Below are 19,454 nucleotides of genomic sequence, written 5' to 3'. Positions count from 1 at the left end.
TTTGGAATAATTAATTTGGAATTAGCTGAATAATCGTTTCAATCATGACTGTTAGAATCGGTATCGCCATTGCTAAAATCAAAATTTTCCCACCTAATTCAATCTTCGAGGCAACAGCCCCCTGTCCAGCATCTTTCGTGATCTGTGCGGCAAACTCCGCTATATACGCGATACCTATGATTTTTAAGATGGTTTCAACATAAATAAGATTGACATTGGCATTTGCAGCAATCCTTTGGAGCATCTGAATAATCGCATAAATTTGGTCAACTAAAAATAAAAAAATGGCACATCCAACAAATAAAATGAGAAGAAACGCAAAATTTGGTTTTTGCTCTTTAATGATTAAAGCTAAAAAGGTGGCTACTAATGCAATACCAATAATTTGTAAAATTTCAATGGTAGTTGCCCCCTTTATCCTTGAAATAAAAAGACTGATTTAATCTTTTGAAACAAATCGCCAACAATGGAAGCGACCATGAACAAAATGTATATAAACCCGAATAAAGTTACCCATTGGGCGTATTCTTTTTTTCCAACTTGGTCTAATATCGTGTGTAAAAATGCTACTACAATTCCCACACCGGCAATTTTAAAAATGATATCAACCTCTAACCCCATCGTTACTCCTCCTAAGTGCTACATCAGCAAGATGATCAGTAATAATCCCGATAGAAAACCCAGACTTTTTGCCATCTTTTCATATTTGGATTGCCTATCTCTAGCCTCCATTTCCTCCCTTTCTAAATGAGAGAGGGTCAGCATAATATGCTTTTGTTGGGAAATGCGATCGTGACGTCCAAGTGTTTCACCAAATTGCCTCATAATTTCATATTCTGCTTGTTTAAAAGCCGTTAATTTCCAAATTTCCTGAAGACTTTCCTCCCATGCGGCCTTAACTGTAGTATCCGTTTCAGTTAGTTTTTTTGCGAAGGACTCAAAAAACCAAGAAATTGGTTTGGCCAATTGCGAGGCTAGCCTCCTTGCTGCTTCATGAAGTGGAGTATGTCCGTACATGATTTCTGCTTCTAAAGATTGTAGGGCAGATTTTAATAGCCTTAACTGTCTAGGTCTTTCACTTAAATGTCTTGATGCTTCGAAGCCTGTCCAAGTCGTTGCGATAATAATGAATATCGCGCCGATGATTTTCATCATTTTATGTCACTCTCACTTTTCTTGAAATCTCTTGGCCATTTTGATCCTTGATGGTAGTTATAGTGCCTGGACCTTTGCTTCGGCTTAATTCTATATAACGGGTGAATATTCCAAGTTTCAGAATCTGATTTAGGCTTGGCCGCTTTTGAATCTCTGTATATGTTTCGCCGTGAGTAGTCATGATTAATTTAATTCCGGCATTAACAGCTTCCAATATGGCATCAGTATCTTCTATGCGCCCTATTTCATCGACAATTAATACATCTGGACTCATTGAACGAATCATCATCATCATTCCTTCTGCCTTTGGACAGGCGTCCAATACATCCACCCTCGGGCCGAAAGTTAGCTGTGGAACCCCTTGGACACATCCTGCAATTTCAGACCTCTCATCAACAATCCCAACTTTTTGCGAGGGTATGCCTTTAGATGTAACACCAGTTGAGATAATTCTAGCTATATCGCGTAGAAGCGTTGTTTTTCCTGTTTGTGGCGGACCAATAATCATCGTATGCTGCCACTGTTGATCAAATAAAGTTGTGATAAGGGGGGCAGCAATACCAATTTTCTCTTTAGCAATCCGAAAGTTAAACGATGACACATCTCTTAATGCTTTGACCTTTCCCATATCCAAAATTACTTTTCCCGCTAATCCAACTCGGTGGCCACCTGGTATGGTAATATAGCCTCTTTTTAATTCCTCCTCTAAGGCATATATGGAATGGTGACTAATTTTGTTTAATAATTGAGAAGCATCTTCGTTCTTCACAATATAAGGGAGAAAAATCGTTTTTTCTCCCATCGTTACCTCAATCGGGCGATTAATCCTAATCCGAATTTCCTCAATTTGACTTTGCTGATCAGGAGGAATCGGCTTTAATTGCTCGACAATCATTTTTGGTAAAAAGGATAGGACAGTTTCCATATGATCCTCCTTGCAGTACTTTTATTTAAAATGTATGGTACGCTTGGCCACATTATGACTATCAATTGTAACAATTATCTTCAAGTTAATAGTTTTAAAAGGTTTATGTTTTCCTGAATGATTATTTGAAGATGACAATACATATTAAATAGGAAGAAATAGGGAGGAAGATACATGTACTATGATTATCCATATTCAACTGTCTATCGAAATCAAAACATCGAGAAAGAAAAGATTATAAAGGTGATGGGAGAAGGAGCTGTTACGGCAACTCCGAATGTAGTATCAGCGACCTTCGGGGTTATTTCAGAAGGAAAAGATTTAAATACCGTACAAAATGAAAATTCGGAAACAATTTCTCGTATCATTTCTGTGTTAACTTCATTTCAAGTCCCTTCAAAAAGTGTTCAGACTTTTGATTATCAAGTAACTAGTGAATACGATTATATTGACGGGAAACAAGTTTTTCGAGGATATCGAGTTCAAACACTGCTAAAGGTGATGATTAATCATGTCAATCAATTAGGGCAAATAATTAATAGAGTTATAGAGGCTGGAGCCAATTATGTTTCAAATGTTCAATTTAAAGTATTAGAACCCGAACAGTTTAATTTACTTGCCCTTAAAGAAGCATTACGAAATGCTCATGAAAAGGCTGAAACAATCGTGAATGAATTAAAAGTAAAATGGAATTCAACACCGCTGCGTGTGGAAGAGGTTAAAAGATCCTTTGGCCTGATAGAACCCCAAATGACCTTTGTAAAAGGAGCATCTACAGAACAATTTCAGCCAGGAATTCTTCGGTTTAGTGCGGAAGTATTAGTAAAGTACCGATACACTTAATTTTTATGTTTCGAGGATAAATGACATGAAAACGAATAAAAAAGCAAAAGATTTAGGCATCTTTTGCTTTTTTACTAGATTCATCTAATGATATTTAGAAGCTAATGCATAAAGGTCAACTTTACTAATTGGTCCGATATAATGCTCCCGGATAATACCGTCTTTATCGATAATAAAAGTTTCAGGTTGTGCGACTACATTATATTCTTTGGAAACCTTGTGGTTGTAATCAAATAAATAGGTGGAAGTAGTTTGATATTTATCCACATATTTCTTGACACGGTCTCTTGTTTCACCACGGTCAATGATTAGCAATTTATATTGATCCCCGTACTCCTTTTCAAAGGATTCTAATTCGGGTGCCTCTTCAACGCAAGGAGCACACCAGGTGGCAAAGTAATTTACGACAACCACTTGACCTTTATAATCGGACAATTTTTGTAAGTTTCCATCTAAATCTTCTAGTTCAAAGTTAAAAGCCGGGTCTCCAACTCCCGCTTTTGCGGCTCCTTGCTCGCGTAAACCTATGGAAAAGAAGATAAATACGACCATAACTCCCGCTAAGACAACTAATTTAATAATTGTTTCTTTCTTCATACGCATCCCCCTAAATAAATGGGCTTTAACATAAACCTTACTTATTCATTTCCTTTATAAATTCCATTTCTTTTACAATCTTACTTTGCCGTTTCCCAATCGATAACAAGTAAACAAAGATAATCACCCAAGCAACTGAATAAGCAGCTAACATATAAGCCATTTCAAACTCCTCCTTAGCTCACCAATTTTTCTCTTAATTGTTCTTTCCAATTTTCCACTTTGATTTTTGCCTTTTGAATAGTAACTCCTTTTTGTAAAAGAACAACATAAAATAATGTAAAAGTAAATGTCATAGCAATTAGCGCCACTAGCATTTCAGGTTCAACCCCTCCACCTTTTTGGCTTGGTCCGTCACCAAAAACGATTGGATGGAATTTGGATTGCCACCAACGAATGGCCATAAAGACGATTGGAACATCGATGAAACCAATAATCCCAAAGACTGCTGATAGTCTTGCTTTTTTATCCCATGCGCCATCCATTTGACGGATCATGATATACGCTAAATAAATGAACCAAAGAATTAAAGATGTTGTCAGTCGCGGTTCCCATGCCCACCAAGTATTCCAAGAAGATCTCGCCCAAATGGGACCTGTAGTCATTACAATGGTTGTGAAAACTACCCCAATCTCAGCAGAAACACCTGCATAAATATCATAAATTCTTTTCCTAGTAACGAGAAACAGAATACTTAAAATAAATACAACGAAGAACGCTAGGAAAGCTACCCAAGCAGAGCTCACATGGATGTAAAAAATCTTTTGTACCTCACGCATCGTTTTCTCAAGTGGTGCATAAATAAAAATTAAATAAAGGGAAGTAAAAAGGGAAAATACTGTAGCCCAAACAAGGAAACGGTGTACATTTGAATCATTTAACTTTGATAATGGTTCTTGGCTTAAATTTGACCCCATCTTCATCCTCTACACCTCCAAAACGTATTCAAATAATAAAACACAAAGAACAAAGAATATCACGTTATATCCACTGATTAATTGCATCCAGGAAATAGCATTTGGCAGCTTATCGATACTCGTCAAAATGATTTTTGTTGCCTGAACAGCACCAATTAGAATGGGACTTACAAGCGGAAATAACATAATTGGCAATAGCATTTCACTACTACGGGAATTGGCAGCTAATGCTGCTAAAAAAGTACCAATCGCTACAAAACCGAAACTACCAATCAATAAAACTAGTAGAAAATAAGGAAAACTTCCCATTTGCCTAAAATCGAATAGTAAAAATAGGAAGGGGATTGCCACTATTTCTACTATCAATAACATGATAAAATTCGCTAGAAATTTCCCCAAATAAATACTTGCCGGGTCTAATGGTGCTGTTATTAAACCATGAAGGTTATCATTTTTTTGTTCAGATATAAACGAGCGATTTAGCCCCAGAATGCCTGAAAAAACAATGATGATCCAAATCGCCCCTGGGATTACTGCTCTTGTAGTATTATTTGCGGGATCGAATGCAAAGCTGCAAACAATTATGACTAACCCAGCAAAAATAATCATCGTGGTAAGGACTTGCCTTGTCTTCCACTCCGAATATAAATCCTTCCATGCGATAGAGAAAGCATTCCTGAAAAGGCTCATGATACCCCCTCCGTTTGTCGAGCATATTGTTCAAAAACAAAATCTATATTATTTTCTTCTATTATAAAATCATCAACAATCTTACCGTTTTTCACGATGATAATCCGGTCACAAATTTCAGCTGCTTGCTTAAAATCGTGGGTAACCATAACCGTTGTGGTTCCCTGACCTTTCATTTCTAAAATGACCTTATTTAAAATAGCGATAGCCTGTTGATCAAGACCTGTATGTGGTTCATCCAGCAATAAAATTTGCGGTTGATGAATAATCGACCGTGCAATGGCAATCCTTTGTATCATCCCCCTTGAAAAGCTTTTAACAGGTTCATGGATGAAAAACGATAAACCTACCTTTTCAATTAAATCCTTAGCTCGTTGCTCAACATTTTTAACATCATAGAGCTTTCCAAAGAAAACTAGATTTTCTAAAGGTGTCAAATGATCATACAAAAGACTTGCATGGGGAAGGTAACCGATAAGAAACCTAGTTTCTAACAGGTTCTTCCTTAAATCCTTATTGTTTATGATTACTTCCCCACTTGTTGGTTTTATTAAGGTAGCCAACACTTTTAATATTGTACTTTTTCCAGCGCCATTGGGCCCTAAAATTCCAACCGTTTGTCCTTGCTCGATTGATAAATTAACTCCTCTAAGAATGACTTTATCGCCAACTCGTTTGATAAGCTGATTTGTTTGAATCAATTTATTTCCCTCCTTACTCGGTATATTTTTGTAAGTTCAATTTGACCTGTAGGAGGTGATACTTATATGCCTCTAATTTCGTTTGATAATCATGATCCGAAACTTGACCTCCGGAATAGTTCTCTTCTAATTCAACGATCTTATCCATTATTGCCTTACGCTTGGCAATTAATTGTAAGAAAGCTTGTTCTTCCTTATCCGAAAGCCTTTGATCCTCAGCCAATTTATTTTTCCATCTAAAATAAGAGTAATAGCTAATTCCGCCAATAAGGATTGCTACGAGAACACCCATTAAAACATGCGGCTCAAATCCGCTTAAAGGTGATTGATACCACATTCGAATATGGCCTGGATTATGGAAAACCGGTGCTTGATGAGTAATATTTCCTACAGCTGAATTTGTTGTTCCCGTGCCTTCATTGGTTGCTTCGTTATCAACAGATGGCTGTATTTCATCAGGCGAAGGCTGCTTGCTTGAATCATAAACAACTTTTACTAATTCGTTTGCATCAATTCCACTAAGATTATAGCCATAATAATTTTGTCCTTCGAATTCAAATAAACCTTCAATGGTGTAATCTAAACCTTCGATATTTAAACTGCCCGAATTCTCCGGTACGAGTAGTTGCAATCCCTGAACTGGATAAGAATACTTTAGTTCAATTTCTTTCTGTTGTTTGTCTAACCAATAGCTATAAGGAATGACGATAGACTCCTTGGCTGGGATTGCCTTTGTTGTAGTAAAGCCAAAATCGGTTTCAGCCATTCCTAAGGAATTATCGTGAACTTGTAAACTAGTAGCACCTTTTGGGATATGGACGGTTAATACCTTATTCGAGTTTTTCTCTCCGATATAATCTTCTTCAAGTAGGTTTTTTACAGTTGTCATATGCATGACTGCCGTCTTACCATCATCCCCAGGTCGAATGATGACATATTCCATTTCTACGTACACTGATGAATTACCAAACGCAGAAACCATCAATGAAGGAGCAAGAAGGAAGCAAATGATTAAACTAAACCAATACTTCTTCATTTTATTTCCTCCTTTGCTCCAGTTGTCTTCGTTTGAGCTCTTCCTCGATTTCCGCCTCTACTTCTTTTAGAGCACTGTGGTTAATATTATTTTTATCCAGCTGCTCATCTTGTTTCATCAAATCAGAAATGAGAATCTCATATTGTCTTTTTAGCTTTTTATAGTCTTCATCTGATATTTTTTGCATTTTATGTTCAAATTCAATTTCATTAAGGGTTGTCATTAAAGCTGCTTTATTCTCATGTGCCTTTAAATCAGGTGCCGTATGAAAAAGGTTCATTTCATTTCTAAAAAATGGTGAAATGACAAGAAACATACAAACTAGCACTAAAACAGCTGAAGTAATCATTGATAGCACTGAAATTTCCATTTCACTCACATCCTAAAAGAACTTTTTACGTTCCTCATCGATCATCGATTGAAGAATCTCGTTTTCGGTTTCATCTTTTACTGAGCTTTCATCGAAAATGTTAGAATCATCGTCAATGTTTCTTCTCTTTACCCACTTACGGATTACAAAGAAGACGCCTGAACCTGCTCCTGCTAATACAGCAAATGGCAATACCCAAGCTGTTAAGCTAAAGCCCTTTTTTTCCGGAGCAGTAAGGATTTCTTCACCATAAATATCAACGTAATATTTCCGAATTTCATCCTTATCCATACCTTGATTCATCATTTCAACAAAGTCAGCTTTCCATTCAGTAGTTAAATTACATGTACTGGGATCACATTCATAATGATCTTGGCCGCATCCACAGGTACATTTAAACTGGGATGCAACCGCTTTGAATTCAGGTGATTTGTAATCAAATTCAGCTTTAGCCTTTGTTTGTTCCGTGTTCTTGCTTTGGTCTTCAGCAAAAACTTGCTGCCATGTGGTAAAAGGTAATATCAGTAATACAAAAAGAGTAATAGATTGATAGAGCCACTTCATATTAAGACACCTCTCTTTTTGAACCTAGATATCTTGGGGTAATATTTCCATACTTCCCGTTCCAAATGGCAAACAGTGAACCAATTACTAAAATAATTGATCCAATCCATAACCAGTTCATCATTGGATTAACCTTTACGATAAAAGTTGCACGACCATCATTTTCCCAAGCACTTAGAACAATATAAAGGTCTTCTTTCCATGAACTAATGATGGCAGGCTCTGAAGATGGTTGATCCCAATTTCCATAAAAAACCTTTTCTGGTTGGATTACTCCTTGTGGTTTCCCGTTTCGGAATACCCTTAAATCTGCATAAATGATGTCATTGATACCTTCGGTTTTTTGGTCTAATTTTTCATAGACAATTTTATAATCCTTTATTTCAATTGAACTTCCAAACTCAACTGTTTTCATTGTTTCTTGATCATAGTTTTGTGAACCGATAATCCCCATGGCGATACAGGCGATTCCTAAATGTACTAAATATCCACCATAGCGTCTACGATTGCGAACCATTAATCGCCATAAAGCTACTGGGATACTCTCAGAAGTCATTTTTCTGCGAGCCTTCACGCCACGGTAAAACTCGAGGTAGTGTGTAATTAATAAGAAAGCAATAACTCCGTAACCAATGACTGCCCATGTTTTTCTAATCCCTAAAACAACCATTAAAACCATCGCGATTACTGCAACGATTGATGGATATAGGAAATTTCTCTTTAAATTTTTTGCACTAGAGCGTTGCCATGCAATTAATGGACAAACGGCCATTACAAACATCATAGATAAAAGGATCGGCGATTGTACTGCGTTAAAAAACGGAATACCGACAGTAACTTTCGTTCCACGAACAGCTTCCGATACTAGAGGGAAAATAGTTCCCCAGAAAACGGCAAACGCTGCCCCGACTAATAGTAAGTTATTAACTAAAAAACTACTCTCCTTAGATAAGAAAGAATGAAACTGCCCTTGTTCGCGCTTAATTAAATTGTAGCGACTCATTAATACATAAAGACCGCCTAATACGGCAAATGCCATGAAAATGAGGAAATATAAACCAAGATTTGAATCTGCGAATGCGTGAACAGATGTTAATACTCCACTTCGAACAAGGAAAGTTCCAAAAAGAGTCAAGGCGTACGAAACAACAATTAAGCTAACGTTCCACACTTTTAACATATTTTTGCGCTCTTGAATCATTACAGAATGCAGAAAGGCAGTTGCTGTTAACCAAGGCATAAATGAAGCATTTTCTACTGGATCCCAGGCCCAGTAGCCTCCCCATCCTAATTCCACATAAGCCCATTGACCACCAAGAATATTCCCTAAGCTTAAGAATAACCATGCTAGAATCGTCCAGCGGCGAGTCATCTTAATCCAAAAATCATCCATATTTTTCATAATTAGCGCAGCCATCGCAAAGGCAAATGGTACGGCTAAACCAACATACCCCAGATATAGGGTAACCGGATGAACGATCATTCCGGGGTTTTGAAGCATTGGATTCAAGCCTTTCCCCTCAATTGGAACCTCATCCAGTAACACAAACGGTTTAGCTACAAATCCTAAAATAAAGAAAAAGAAAATGATATTAGTTAGTAAAATAGCAGCAATGTAAGGAACCATCGGATTTCCTTTCATTTTCTTTGAAAACACAATCATGGCCGTATACATATTAAGAAAGAATGACCACAATAACAGTGAACCAGAGTTACCCGCCCAAAATGCAGTTAGTTTATAAATTAGTGGTAATTCACTACTCGTATAGTCATGTACATACTGAAATTGAAACTGCTCCGTAGCAAGTAAGTACAAAAGGACTGCCGAAGCGACCGCTGTGCAAATAAAACCAGCTAATACCCCACCCTTACCGCTATTAATTAACTTTTGATTTTGCTTATAGATTCCAACAATAATTACCAATAAAGAGTAAATGGCAATGGCAAAACCGAAATATATCGCTAAATTCCCGACTAAGTACATCTTGAGTCACCTACTTTGACGTATTTTCTCCTTCAGTCTCAGAAGAAGGTTTATTTAATTTGTCCTTATGAGTTTCCGGATCATAATTTTCCATATCCTGACCTTCATATTTAGATGGACATCTAGTCTTTACCGTTTCAGCGATAAACTCACCTTTTTCTTTCGAAGGATTTCCTTGAAGGATGGTTATGACACCATCCGTGAAATTATCAGGTCTTACTCCGTTATGGATAACGTGGAGAGTATTACCATTGTTATCTATTACCTTAAATTGAAGTTCAATTTTGTCAGCATCCCACTCGATTGAGTCCTCGATTAAAAATCCTTCTACAGTGACGAAATTATCTTCATATTTTTGTTGATTTTCTGTAAGTTCCTTAAGCGTAATTTCCACACCACTCGAACCAGGAGTAGCAGCCATTAATAAAAATACAATTGCACCTGTAATAACCAAGCCACCTATTGAAACCATAGTATTTTTTTTCATGTTCCTATCTCTCCTAACCTAATTTTTTTATTTTTTCATCGTACGTTTGTTGATCAATTTCACCTGACAATAGCATTTTTCTTAGTTGTTTTTTATCTTCAAGCTTCGGATCTTGTTTATTATTTATCTTTGAAGTTCTCACAATAGGTTGAGTGTTGCGCCCTTTTGGTGTAGGTGCTGTTCCTTTTCCCTTAAAGCCAAAGAAGATAAATACACCCATGATGATTAAAGATATCCCGATAATGATTGCCCCTGTTGTATCAATGATTGGTCGATTGTTCGTATTTTTAGAACCACTACTATTTTTAAGTACCTGCTCGGTGGCGGTTACACCTTGATGATTTTCATCTATTGGAGGTTGTTGTGTTTTAATAACGGACATTGATGATGTATGATCTTTTTTAATGTAGGTGGCCTTGTATGCCAAATCAGCACCTTTTTTAATGTTTTTTAGTTGATAGTAATGAATCTCTTCTCCATATTCACTATTCGTCTCACTGGTCGCTTTCGGTTCCATCTTAAAATCCTTAGCATTAATTGGTGCATAAACGACGATATCTAATTGCTCCATATCGGCAGGTGAGTTAAAGGAGTAACGAAACGATTTTTGATCCTGTACATCTATCGGATTTGAATAATATTCAATGACATATTTATAGATGGCATCTTTTTCAATAGGTTTCGTAGGTTTCCAGTAAATCATCTTTTGTTCTTTATCAATCCGGTAATCGACTTGAACTTCTGGTTGATTTTCTTTTGGAAATTCTGCAGCTAAGTAGACTTCAAAATCCGGCTCATCAACTGGAAGCGGAAAGGAAATCTCTCCATCATATTTCGCGCCACTTTTATTAACAAAGGTTCCAAAGTACCCAATCAGCAGTGCTGGTTTATCTTTCGGCCAATTCTCCGGATAGTCAAATTCAGGCATAACTTGGACCTGCATTTCCTGATACGGAAATTTCTCGGCTGGAAAATTCTCAGCCGCATTAATATTTGGCAATGATATGTTAGTTACAAGTACTGCCATTAATAGAAAAGCCATCATTTTTTTCAACATGTAAATCCTCCTCATTAGAAAACTCCCCAACATTGGTCTTCTAACCTTTTCACTATAGTCCTCTTTGAAATAAATATAATCTCAAAGACCTATTCATAGTTGAACCAGTATTGAACATTTTGTTAAAGGGGAGAAATCGTTTCCAATTTGCCATAAATTTTTCAAAAAAATTTCACATTTACCCAAAGATGGATTTGAAAGTAATAATTTCAAACTAAAAAAATAGGGACCTTGTAATCGTTACAAGGTCCTTACTTCTTCTCTATCGATCTAATATAGGTAATAACATCCGATATTTCTTGCTTACTTAATTGGCGTACTCCTTCTAAGCCTTCTAAAGATGCTGCCATTCTCGTTTTATCCCGACCATAGGCTGTTCCAATCCAAATTTGCTGATCAGTAGTGTATTTTAAGTATTGTGGATTTGTAAGGGCTGTCCCCATTTTCTTTTTCCCTACTCCTTCAACACCGTGGCAGCTTAAACAATATAGCCCGTAGATTTTTTCGCCGTTTACCATATCACCTTCAATTGCTTCCGGTACTTCAAATTCAATATTTTCCGTTTGCCAATTACGCATAAAAGCAACGATTTTGTTAATTTGATCATCTTTTAGGTGCATATAATTAGGCATAAGTGTTCCTTCTCGACCAAACTTTACATAATTAAACAAATCTTGATCTGATACCGAATTTAGGAACTGTTGATTATTTAGGGCAGTACCTTCCTTGGCACCTTCACCAAAACCAGTATTTCCATGACAGGCAGCACACATTTGTACATACAGCTTTTCTCCTGCTTGGATTGCCTCAAAATCTTTCTCTTCTTTAGGAATTATTTGAACAAGTAGAAAAATGATTCCTAAAGTGATAAGAATATAAATACCAATTAATAATTTTTTCATATTTATCCCCTACTTCGGTTCAGGTGTTGGGGTCGGCTCTCCAAAATCTTGGTACTTCATCTTTATTAAACGATGAATATCCTTTAAATCTTTTCCATCCTGATGCATCTTTACCGCCTCACGGGCGATGTCTATACAGATGTCTCAGGATATACTCATGGAATCCCATTCAGTTACAGCATTATCTGGACCAAGTTGATCAATATAGCAATCTAAGTTACTAACGTGCCCATCTTGCTCGAAACAACCACAGTAACACGGGACTGACGCTACTACCTCCGGATAAGTAGCTGCCATCGTATAAGTTTCAATAATTTTTGCTGATGAATTCAACACATAGTCAGGTAATGGTTTATGTTTTGGGTCCAGCTTTAACTCTTCTTTATTGGAACTGCACCCAGAAACAAATCCTACCGTCAAAATCCCTGTCAGTAAGAGTGAAGTGAATTTTAACTTTTTCACTACTGTCACCCCTTCCTAATAAAAATAGTATTTTCAAAATCATTTTAGCAGATAAAATAGCCTTCTTATGATGTGAATTATTACTAATTAGTGACGTTTTTAAATTGTAAATAGAAATAATCCATTACATAATTGAATGAGATGAGGCCAACTTTATTAATAACGTAAGATGTTTGGGAAAGGACTAGTGTTATGAATCAAGAACCAAATGAAAAAAATGATATCGAAGACCCACCATTAGAGGATTTTTTTCTTGTTGAGGAAGAATCAGAAAAAGACATAAAAAGAAAAAAACGAAAAAAAAGAGTTTTAAAAATTGGGATAACTTTTTTGACATTTCTTCTATTAATTAATGTTTTAGCTATTTGGACAAATGTGATAAACATTCCAGCTTTAGAGTTTGTTAAAACTTCGTATCGTTTATCGCAAAGAGATACCATCAAATTAGCAAAACAAGCTGTCGTCACGATTCAAGGTGATGGTTATAAAGGAACTGGTTTTAATATAGAGAAAGATGGATTAATCGTAACGAATTCGCATGTGATTGAAAACATGAAGTCGATTGAAATTTATTTTCCAAACGGTAAGGTTTTTAGAGGTGATATTGTAACGAATAATCCTGAATTGGATATCGCCATTCTTGAAATTGATGGTAAAAATTTACCAACACTAAAGTTACAACCATCAAGAAACTGGACAGAAGGGGAACATATTTATGTTATTGGTAATCCTCTCAGCTTTTCGCAAATTGCCAACGAAGGAGAAATTGAAGGAATTGGGTTAATAGCTGACCGTACGACTCCTGTTATGAAAATCTCCGCCCCTGTCTATCGTGGAAACAGTGGCAGTCCTGTCTTAACTGAAAAAAATGAGGTTGTCGCTGTGGTTTACGCTACCACAGTCCCTAAAATGACGGCAGATGAAAAGGCTTCTGGACTAGCTGTGCCAATTGAGAATGTTAGGCAGCTTTTGGAATTAATTGATAAAAAATAAAAAACGGTAAATAATTTTTAATCATCTTGGAAATTATACAAAAGAATCAACAATAAGGAGGGTATATAGATGGTTCAAATTATTAGACATGAACTTCAAAAACAAGGCAATGAGAATGTTTTAATTGTATATTTAGCTCAACATCATTCAACTGAATTTGCTCGTGAATTAGGCAGCCCAGATAATGAAACAAAGGAAGAATTAAATAATAGTGTTAGTAGCTACATACAACACAAACTACCTAATCTTAAGAATGCAACCGTAAAAGTAATGGTAGGATCTATGCTACTAACTTCTTTTGCCTTCTCACCAGCGGTAACAGGACTTTTCAAAGGTACCGATAATAAGGCCTATGCAGCAGAATTAAATCAAAGTCAAATATTCCCTGATGTAGCGGCAAATCGTGAAAGTGCACCGGCCATTCAGGCATTAGTTCAAGCGGGAATTATTAAAGGATATCCGGATGGATTCCATCCAAGGGAAGAAATTTCCCGCCAGCATGCAGCTGTCATGTTTGTTCGTGCTCTTAATTTAAAAACAGACAATGTTGTTGACCCTGGGTTTAAAGATGTCCCAACAACCCATCCGTATTATAAGGAAATTGCGGCAGCAACTGCTGCAGGATTATTTAATAAAGCGGAGAATTTTAATCCAAATGGCCAGTTTACAAGAGGCCAAACAGCGACAGTATTGGTGAGAGCATATGACTTAAAAGGAGATAAGACTGCTCCTTTTACCGATTTAAAGGGCAGTGGGCATGAAGATGCAATTGGGGTTATGTTCAATTTAGGTTTGGCTAATGGCACAACACCAACCACTTATGCTCCTAACGATAATGTAAAGCGTGAGCAGTTCGCGATGCTATTACATCGTACGATTCAAGCAGAAAAAGGAGTCGTAGATGTTGTTGCTGCTGTTTCAAGTGTAAATGTGACCGATGTAAATAAAGTGACAGTAAATTTTAGCGCTCCTGTGAAAGATACATCAAAAGTAACAGCTCAACTGAAAAAGGGAGCAGCAACACATTTTACTACTGCCAACTGGTCTGAAGATAAGAAATCTGTAGTTTTAGAAGCTCCTTCTGACATCCCTGCTGGTGATTATGATGTTATCGTTACTGGTTTAGGTGATCAAGATGTTAAACAAACAGTAAAAGTAGAAGCTGAAGTAGCTAAATCTGTAGAGTTATTAAACTCAGCTGTAGCGAAAATGGACGGAGCCAAAGTATCCTATAAAGTATTAAATCAGTACGGCACAGATATGGAAGTACTTGGTAATTCGAATGATTTAGTATTCAGTGTGTATAATGTAACGCAAGGAAAAGATTTAACCGGTGTAGTTACTAAAACAGCAACTAAAAATGAAATTACAATTAAACTTGATGCTGATGAAAATGCTAAGATTAACGATAAAATTCGTGTTATTTCTACCTACAAAGGAGTTACGGCTACTAAAGAATTAACCGTCGTGGCAGCAAGTGCTGTAGCTGATTTGGATTTAGGTCAAGCAGCCCTACCAAAAGACACTAGTCGTTTCACTATTAATACTAAGGATGTTAAACTTCCATATACTTTGAAGGATCAATATGGTGCTGAGAAGAAATTAACATTAAAAGATGGTAAATTCGATGGTATTACTTTCCTTTCAACTGACAATGAGATTGTTAATCCTACCAGTTTTACAGTTGATGCAAATGGTGATTTGACATTTGATATTGGTAATAAAGCAGGAACTGTTACTATTACATCTATTATCAACGCTACAGGTGATATATCTACAACAACTCTTACAGTAAATGCTACTTCTGGACTAAAAACAATTGCCGTTAATACACCGTCAGCTCTAATCGCTGCAGGGGATAAAGATGTATTACTAACGTTAACAGCACAAGATCAATTTGGTGATCCTGTTACTGATTTATCTGGAGTAAAGGTCGTTTCTAGTAACAAAGATGTAACTGGTTCAATTGTTAACGGGAAATTGCAAGTTGTAACAACCGGTGATAAAGCCGGAACCGCAACACTAACATTAAAAGATAAAGATGAGACAGTGACTTATGGTTCAGTAACTGTTAATTTCGAAGCAAAAGCTGTTCCAACTGTCATTACTTCTATTGATACACCAAAGGCTCTCGAATCCGGAGCTAATCATGAAATTAAGTACTCTGACATCAAAGCTAAAGACCAATATGGTCGTGATTATTCATTATCAGCAGATGATATTACTAAGGTAACTGCTGTTGATAACAAATTTGATGTAGCTAATGTAGAAAAAGGTACTGATCAAATTACAGTAAAAGCTGGAACTACTGCAGGTACTGAAGCTGTGAAATTCGAGCTTAAAAACGGTGCTTCTGTAAATGTTAACTTTGCAGTGGTTGATTCAGCTACTATCACTAGCTACTCTGTAGATGCGGTTGGCACTTTGTTCGCAAATAATACTGATAACAAAGATTATAACGCAACACTTAAATTAACTGGAAAATTAGCTGATGGAACTTCAGTTGTTCTTAATAACAACAAAGTAACGAATGCAACTTCTTCTAATCAAGCTGTTGCAACAGTAACAAAAGAAGGTGTTGTCTCAGGTATAACTAAAGGAACTTCCGTTATTACCTTATGGAACAATGCTACAAAGTTAGCTGATATTACAGTCAATGTTGACGATGCTAAACCTGTTGCATCTACTGCAACATTTGGAGACACTAAAGTATTGACTATAAATGGTGATACACCATTAGATCTAGCTTCTAAATTAGTAGTTAAAGACCAATATGGAGTCAAGGTCACTAATCCTGAAGGGTTCTTCGCTTCTACCGATGATTCAGTTGCAAAGGTTAGTACTGAAGGTGTGGTAACAGGTGTTAAATCTGGTACTGCTACTATTACATTTGTAACAAAGAACGGAATTCAAACTGCAACATCAGTTGAAGTACGCAAATAATAAAAAGACTGTCCCAATCATTTTGGGACAGTCTTTTTTTGGAGAGATAATAGGTAGCCAATCAAATAAAAAATCAGGCTGCCTGATATGACTGGCAGCCTAAATTAATTTGTTTTCAACTATGCACGAGATACATAACTAGATTCAACGGTATTGATGATTAATTTGTCCCCTACATTTATAAAGAATGGTACTTGAACCACTAATCCAGTTTCTACCGTAGCTGGCTTGGAACCACCTGAAGCTGTATCCCCTTTGATGCCCGGTTCAGTTTCTGTTACTTCAAGCACTACAGTATTTGGAAGTTCAACCCCTAAAGACTCCCCATGATATAACATGATATAGACTTCCATGTTTTCTTTAAGGAACTTTAATTCGTATTCAATGGCAGTAGCTGGCAGTTCAATTTGCTCATATGATTCTTGGTCCATAAAAATATGTTGGTCGCCACTTGCATAAAGATATTGCATTTTACGATTGTCAATTTGAGCTTTCGCTACTTTTTCACCCGCACGGAATGTTTTTTCTTGAACGGCTCCTGTACGAAGATTACGAAGCTTCGAACGAACAAACGCCGCTCCCTTACCTGGTTTAACATGTTGGAAATCCATTACACGCCAAATACCGTTATCCACTTCAATTGTTAAACCTGTCCGAAAATCGTTAACAGATGTCATACTCATACTAAATTTCCTCCTAAATTTACTACAAAATGATTAGTTCTTTTGTGGAATGGGTTAGTGTTTCATTGCCTGTTTCAGTAATTAATGTATCGTCCTCAATACGAACGCCACCTAGTCCAGGAATATAAATACCTGGTTCTACGGTAACAATCATACCCGGTTCCAAAATCAAGTCAGATTTTGCAGAAAGACTAGGTCCTTCGTGTACCTCTAAACCAATTCCATGACCGGTTGAATGCCCGAAGTTTTCCCCATATCCTTTTTCAGTGATATAATCTCTTGTTAAGGCATCTGCATCTTTTCCAGTCATTCCCGGTTGAATGCCAGCCATCCCTCTTAACTGTGCTTCTAAGACAATATCATAAATTTCCTTTAATTGTTGTTTAGGCTCGCCTACTGCTACAGTCCGGGTAATATCGGAAATATATCCCTTATAGTAGGCCCCAAAGTCTAAGGTTACAAAATCACCTAATTCAATCACTTTGTCACTGGCCACACCATGAGGTAAAGCACCACGATAACCTGAAGCAACAATAATGTCGAAAGAAGAAGAAGTTGCCCCAGCTTTTCTCATAAAGAACTCTAATTCATTTGAAACTTCAAGCTCAGTTTTACCTGGCTTGATAAAGTCTAAAATATGTTTAAAAGCTGCATCAGCAATATCCGCTGCTTCCTTTAATATCTTAATCTCTGCAGAAGTCTTAATCAAGCGTAATTTTTCTACTACTCCGGATACTGGTACTAAATCGCCTTCTACTTCCTTTTGATAAGCACTATAGGTCGCAAAAGTTAAATGATCCTGTTCGAAACCAAGCTTTTTAATACCTAATTTTTTCGCTTGCTCGGCAACTTCATTAACAATTGAACCAATATGCTGAACAACTTCAAATCCTTTACACTGCTTTGTTGCTTGCTCCACATATCTGAAATCTGTGATAAATAGGGCTTTATCTTGACTAATTAAGACAACCCCTGCTGAACCTGTGAAATTGGAAATATAACGGCGATTATAGCTACTAGCAATAAGCAGTCCATCAATATTTAACTCCGCAAAACGAGATCTTAATCTTTCTAACTTCTCCACGATTTTATCCCCTCTCCAAACTTAAATGTCCTAATGCCATTAAAGCAATCTCGTATCCCTTTACCCCAAATCCAACGATTTGACCGGCCGTGACTGGAGCAAGTACCGATTCATGGCGGAATGATTCGCGGGCATGGATATTTGATATATGTATTTCGATAACTGGTATATTAATCCCTGCAATTGCATCGCGAATCGCATAACTATAATGCGTATATGCTCCTGGATTAATAATGATACCAGAATACCCTTGGAAGAAAGCCTCATGAATTTGGTCAATTAATTCCCCTTCATGATTTGATTGGAAACAGGTAACTTCAAATCCCAACTCTTCTCCAAATAATTTGACCTTCGCCTCGACATCTTTTAATGTCGTTGCCCCATAAATACCCGGTTCACGTTGACCAAGTAAATTTAGGTTGGGGCCGTTTAACAATAAGACTTTTTTCACTGTAACCCCTCACAAAATGCCATTTAAAATAGAATGTCCCTAAGACATTCTATCATAATTTTTTTCGAATCGACTACTATTCAAATCAAATGAAAGCTATTTTTGTTTGGCAACCTCAAGATTTTTAATTTCATTGTATTCATATGAAATGGAATAACCAACAAATACCCCATATAAAATATAGAAACAAAGCGAGGTGATAATGGTATTTCTCCCCAAATCTTTCAACGGTTCAATTCCAGGAAACATTGGATTTAACACCCAAAAAACTAATAAAAATAATACAATACCAAACCCGATTCCAATATAAAGTTGGGTAAATTTTCTAAAAACGAAATAATAGATTAAGGCTGCAACTATTGAGAGCAAGCCAATAATGACAATACTAATGACAGTTCCCAACCAGCCATTTTTCCATGCTCCAAGCGCCCATGGCTCTAAAATAACATTTGGACGTATTTTGGTGAAGTGAAATAAATACGCTAAATAAGCAATAGCACTCCAGAAAATCCCTCCAAATAAGCCAGTGATAACGGTTAAACCTAATAAGGACATCGGTTTTTCATGCTGATCTTGCTCTAGTTTATTTTTATCCTCAGTCATTCTTCCA

General features: G+C 36.7%; 24 protein-coding genes. 3 read left to right on the top strand and 21 right to left on the bottom strand.

The annotated features are described in order from the left end of the window. Nucleotides 1-10: 10 nt before the first annotated feature. From spoIIIAD to spoIIIAA, 4 genes are read right to left on the bottom strand one after another with little or no spacing between them, the layout of a single operon-like run. Nucleotides 11-400 (bottom strand): stage III sporulation protein AD, encoded by a 390-nt coding sequence (gene spoIIIAD / locus ACX9YW_RS03545; RefSeq protein WP_460342330.1) that lies wholly within the window; start codon nt 398-400, stop codon nt 11-13. Nucleotides 401-414: 14 nt separating this feature from the next. Continuing rightward, on the bottom strand, nt 415-621 hold the full coding sequence (spoIIIAC, locus tag ACX9YW_RS03540) for a stage III sporulation protein AC (RefSeq protein WP_460341846.1): 207 nt from the start codon (nt 619-621) through the stop codon (nt 415-417). Between the two features lie 18 nt (nt 622-639). Continuing rightward, nucleotides 640-1,155: a stage III sporulation protein SpoIIIAB gene (gene spoIIIAB, locus ACX9YW_RS03535; protein ID WP_460341843.1), complete on the bottom strand. Its 516-nt coding sequence runs from the start codon at nt 1,153-1,155 to the stop codon at nt 640-642. Between the two features lies 1 nt (nt 1,156). Then, nucleotides 1,157-2,080 (bottom strand): stage III sporulation protein AA, encoded by a 924-nt coding sequence (gene spoIIIAA / locus ACX9YW_RS03530; RefSeq protein ID WP_460341840.1) that lies wholly within the window; start codon nt 2,078-2,080, stop codon nt 1,157-1,159. A gap of 174 nt (nt 2,081-2,254) precedes the next feature. On the opposite strand from spoIIIAA, the gene ACX9YW_RS03525 reads away from it, so the two are divergent. Then, nucleotides 2,255-2,923, top strand: a complete 669-nt coding sequence (locus ACX9YW_RS03525; RefSeq protein WP_460341837.1) for an SIMPL domain-containing protein — start codon at nt 2,255-2,257, stop codon at nt 2,921-2,923. A gap of 84 nt (nt 2,924-3,007) precedes the next feature. Here ACX9YW_RS03525 and ACX9YW_RS03520 read toward each other — a convergent pair whose 3' ends face one another. The 13 genes from ACX9YW_RS03520 to ACX9YW_RS03460 all read right to left on the bottom strand — a co-directional run bounded on the left by ACX9YW_RS03520 (nt 3,008) and on the right by ACX9YW_RS03460 (nt 12,690). After that, nucleotides 3,008-3,520 (bottom strand): TlpA family protein disulfide reductase, encoded by a 513-nt coding sequence (locus ACX9YW_RS03520; protein WP_460341834.1) that lies wholly within the window; start codon nt 3,518-3,520, stop codon nt 3,008-3,010. 37 nt (nt 3,521-3,557) lie between these two features. Then, nucleotides 3,558-3,683 (bottom strand): CcmD family protein, encoded by a 126-nt coding sequence (locus ACX9YW_RS03515; protein ID WP_460341831.1) that lies wholly within the window; start codon nt 3,681-3,683, stop codon nt 3,558-3,560. A gap of 13 nt (nt 3,684-3,696) precedes the next feature. After that, nucleotides 3,697-4,443, bottom strand: a complete 747-nt coding sequence (locus ACX9YW_RS03510) for a cytochrome c biogenesis protein (protein WP_460341828.1) — start codon at nt 4,441-4,443, stop codon at nt 3,697-3,699. Nucleotides 4,444-4,446: 3 nt separating this feature from the next. Then, nucleotides 4,447-5,127, bottom strand: coding sequence for a heme exporter protein CcmB (locus ACX9YW_RS03505; RefSeq protein WP_460341825.1), 681 nt, complete (start codon nt 5,125-5,127; stop codon nt 4,447-4,449). Then, nucleotides 5,124-5,828 carry a heme ABC exporter ATP-binding protein CcmA gene (gene ccmA / locus ACX9YW_RS03500; protein WP_460341822.1) on the bottom strand — a complete coding sequence of 235 codons (705 nt, stop codon included), beginning with the start codon at nt 5,826-5,828 and terminating at the stop codon, nt 5,124-5,126. The genes ACX9YW_RS03505 and ccmA overlap by 4 nt, the downstream gene beginning before the upstream one ends. A 13-nt stretch (nt 5,829-5,841) precedes the next feature. Continuing rightward, entirely contained in the window at nt 5,842-6,864 is a 1,023-nt protein-coding gene (locus ACX9YW_RS03495; RefSeq protein ID WP_460341819.1) for a hypothetical protein, read from the bottom strand. Between the two features lies 1 nt (nt 6,865). Continuing rightward, nucleotides 6,866-7,234: a hypothetical protein gene (locus ACX9YW_RS03490; RefSeq protein WP_460341817.1), complete on the bottom strand. Its 369-nt coding sequence runs from the start codon at nt 7,232-7,234 to the stop codon at nt 6,866-6,868. Nucleotides 7,235-7,246: 12 nt separating this feature from the next. Beyond that, nucleotides 7,247-7,798: a cytochrome c-type biogenesis protein gene (locus ACX9YW_RS03485; protein WP_460341814.1), complete on the bottom strand. Its 552-nt coding sequence runs from the start codon at nt 7,796-7,798 to the stop codon at nt 7,247-7,249. A gap of 1 nt (nt 7,799) precedes the next feature. Then, nucleotides 7,800-9,782: a heme lyase CcmF/NrfE family subunit gene (locus tag ACX9YW_RS03480; RefSeq protein WP_460341811.1), complete on the bottom strand. Its 1,983-nt coding sequence runs from the start codon at nt 9,780-9,782 to the stop codon at nt 7,800-7,802. Between the two features lie 10 nt (nt 9,783-9,792). Next, nucleotides 9,793-10,269: a cytochrome c maturation protein CcmE gene (locus tag ACX9YW_RS03475; RefSeq protein WP_460341808.1), complete on the bottom strand. Its 477-nt coding sequence runs from the start codon at nt 10,267-10,269 to the stop codon at nt 9,793-9,795. Nucleotides 10,270-10,282: 13 nt separating this feature from the next. Then, nucleotides 10,283-11,326, bottom strand: coding sequence for a hypothetical protein (locus tag ACX9YW_RS03470; RefSeq protein WP_460341805.1), 1,044 nt, complete (start codon nt 11,324-11,326; stop codon nt 10,283-10,285). A 251-nt stretch (nt 11,327-11,577) separates the two neighbouring features. Continuing rightward, a complete protein-coding gene (locus ACX9YW_RS03465) occupies nt 11,578-12,228 on the bottom strand; it encodes a c-type cytochrome (RefSeq protein WP_460341802.1) in 651 nt (216 codons plus the stop codon). A gap of 9 nt (nt 12,229-12,237) precedes the next feature. Continuing rightward, a complete protein-coding gene (locus ACX9YW_RS03460) occupies nt 12,238-12,690 on the bottom strand; it encodes a PCYCGC motif-containing (lipo)protein (RefSeq protein ID WP_460341800.1) in 453 nt (150 codons plus the stop codon). Between the two features lie 192 nt (nt 12,691-12,882). On the opposite strand from ACX9YW_RS03460, the gene ACX9YW_RS03455 reads away from it, so the two are divergent. Then, nucleotides 12,883-13,683, top strand: a complete 801-nt coding sequence (locus tag ACX9YW_RS03455) for a S1 family peptidase (protein WP_460341796.1) — start codon at nt 12,883-12,885, stop codon at nt 13,681-13,683. Nucleotides 13,684-13,752: 69 nt separating this feature from the next. Continuing rightward, nucleotides 13,753-16,626, top strand: a complete 2,874-nt coding sequence (locus ACX9YW_RS03450; RefSeq protein WP_460341793.1) for an S-layer homology domain-containing protein — start codon at nt 13,753-13,755, stop codon at nt 16,624-16,626. Between the two features lie 119 nt (nt 16,627-16,745). Here the strand turns inward: ACX9YW_RS03450 and efp are convergent, their stop codons facing one another. The 4 genes from efp to ACX9YW_RS03430 all read right to left on the bottom strand — a co-directional run bounded on the left by efp (nt 16,746) and on the right by ACX9YW_RS03430 (nt 19,447). Continuing rightward, entirely contained in the window at nt 16,746-17,303 is a 558-nt protein-coding gene (gene efp, locus ACX9YW_RS03445; protein ID WP_460342327.1) for an elongation factor P, read from the bottom strand. 28 nt (nt 17,304-17,331) lie between these two features. After that, nucleotides 17,332-18,393, bottom strand: coding sequence for a M24 family metallopeptidase (locus ACX9YW_RS03440; RefSeq protein ID WP_460341790.1), 1,062 nt, complete (start codon nt 18,391-18,393; stop codon nt 17,332-17,334). 4 nt (nt 18,394-18,397) lie between these two features. Beyond that, complete coding sequence (gene aroQ / locus ACX9YW_RS03435; protein ID WP_460341787.1) at nt 18,398-18,844, bottom strand: type II 3-dehydroquinate dehydratase; 447 nt, start codon at nt 18,842-18,844, stop codon at nt 18,398-18,400. Between the two features lie 96 nt (nt 18,845-18,940). Beyond that, a complete protein-coding gene (locus tag ACX9YW_RS03430) occupies nt 18,941-19,447 on the bottom strand; it encodes a YqhR family membrane protein (protein ID WP_460341785.1) in 507 nt (168 codons plus the stop codon). Nucleotides 19,448-19,454: the final 7 nt, after the last annotated feature.

This window comes from Pseudoneobacillus rhizolycopersici (genome assembly GCF_054786815.1).
The sequence above is the reverse complement of the archived record's forward strand: the minus strand, read 5'-3'. Positions and strand labels throughout refer to the sequence as shown.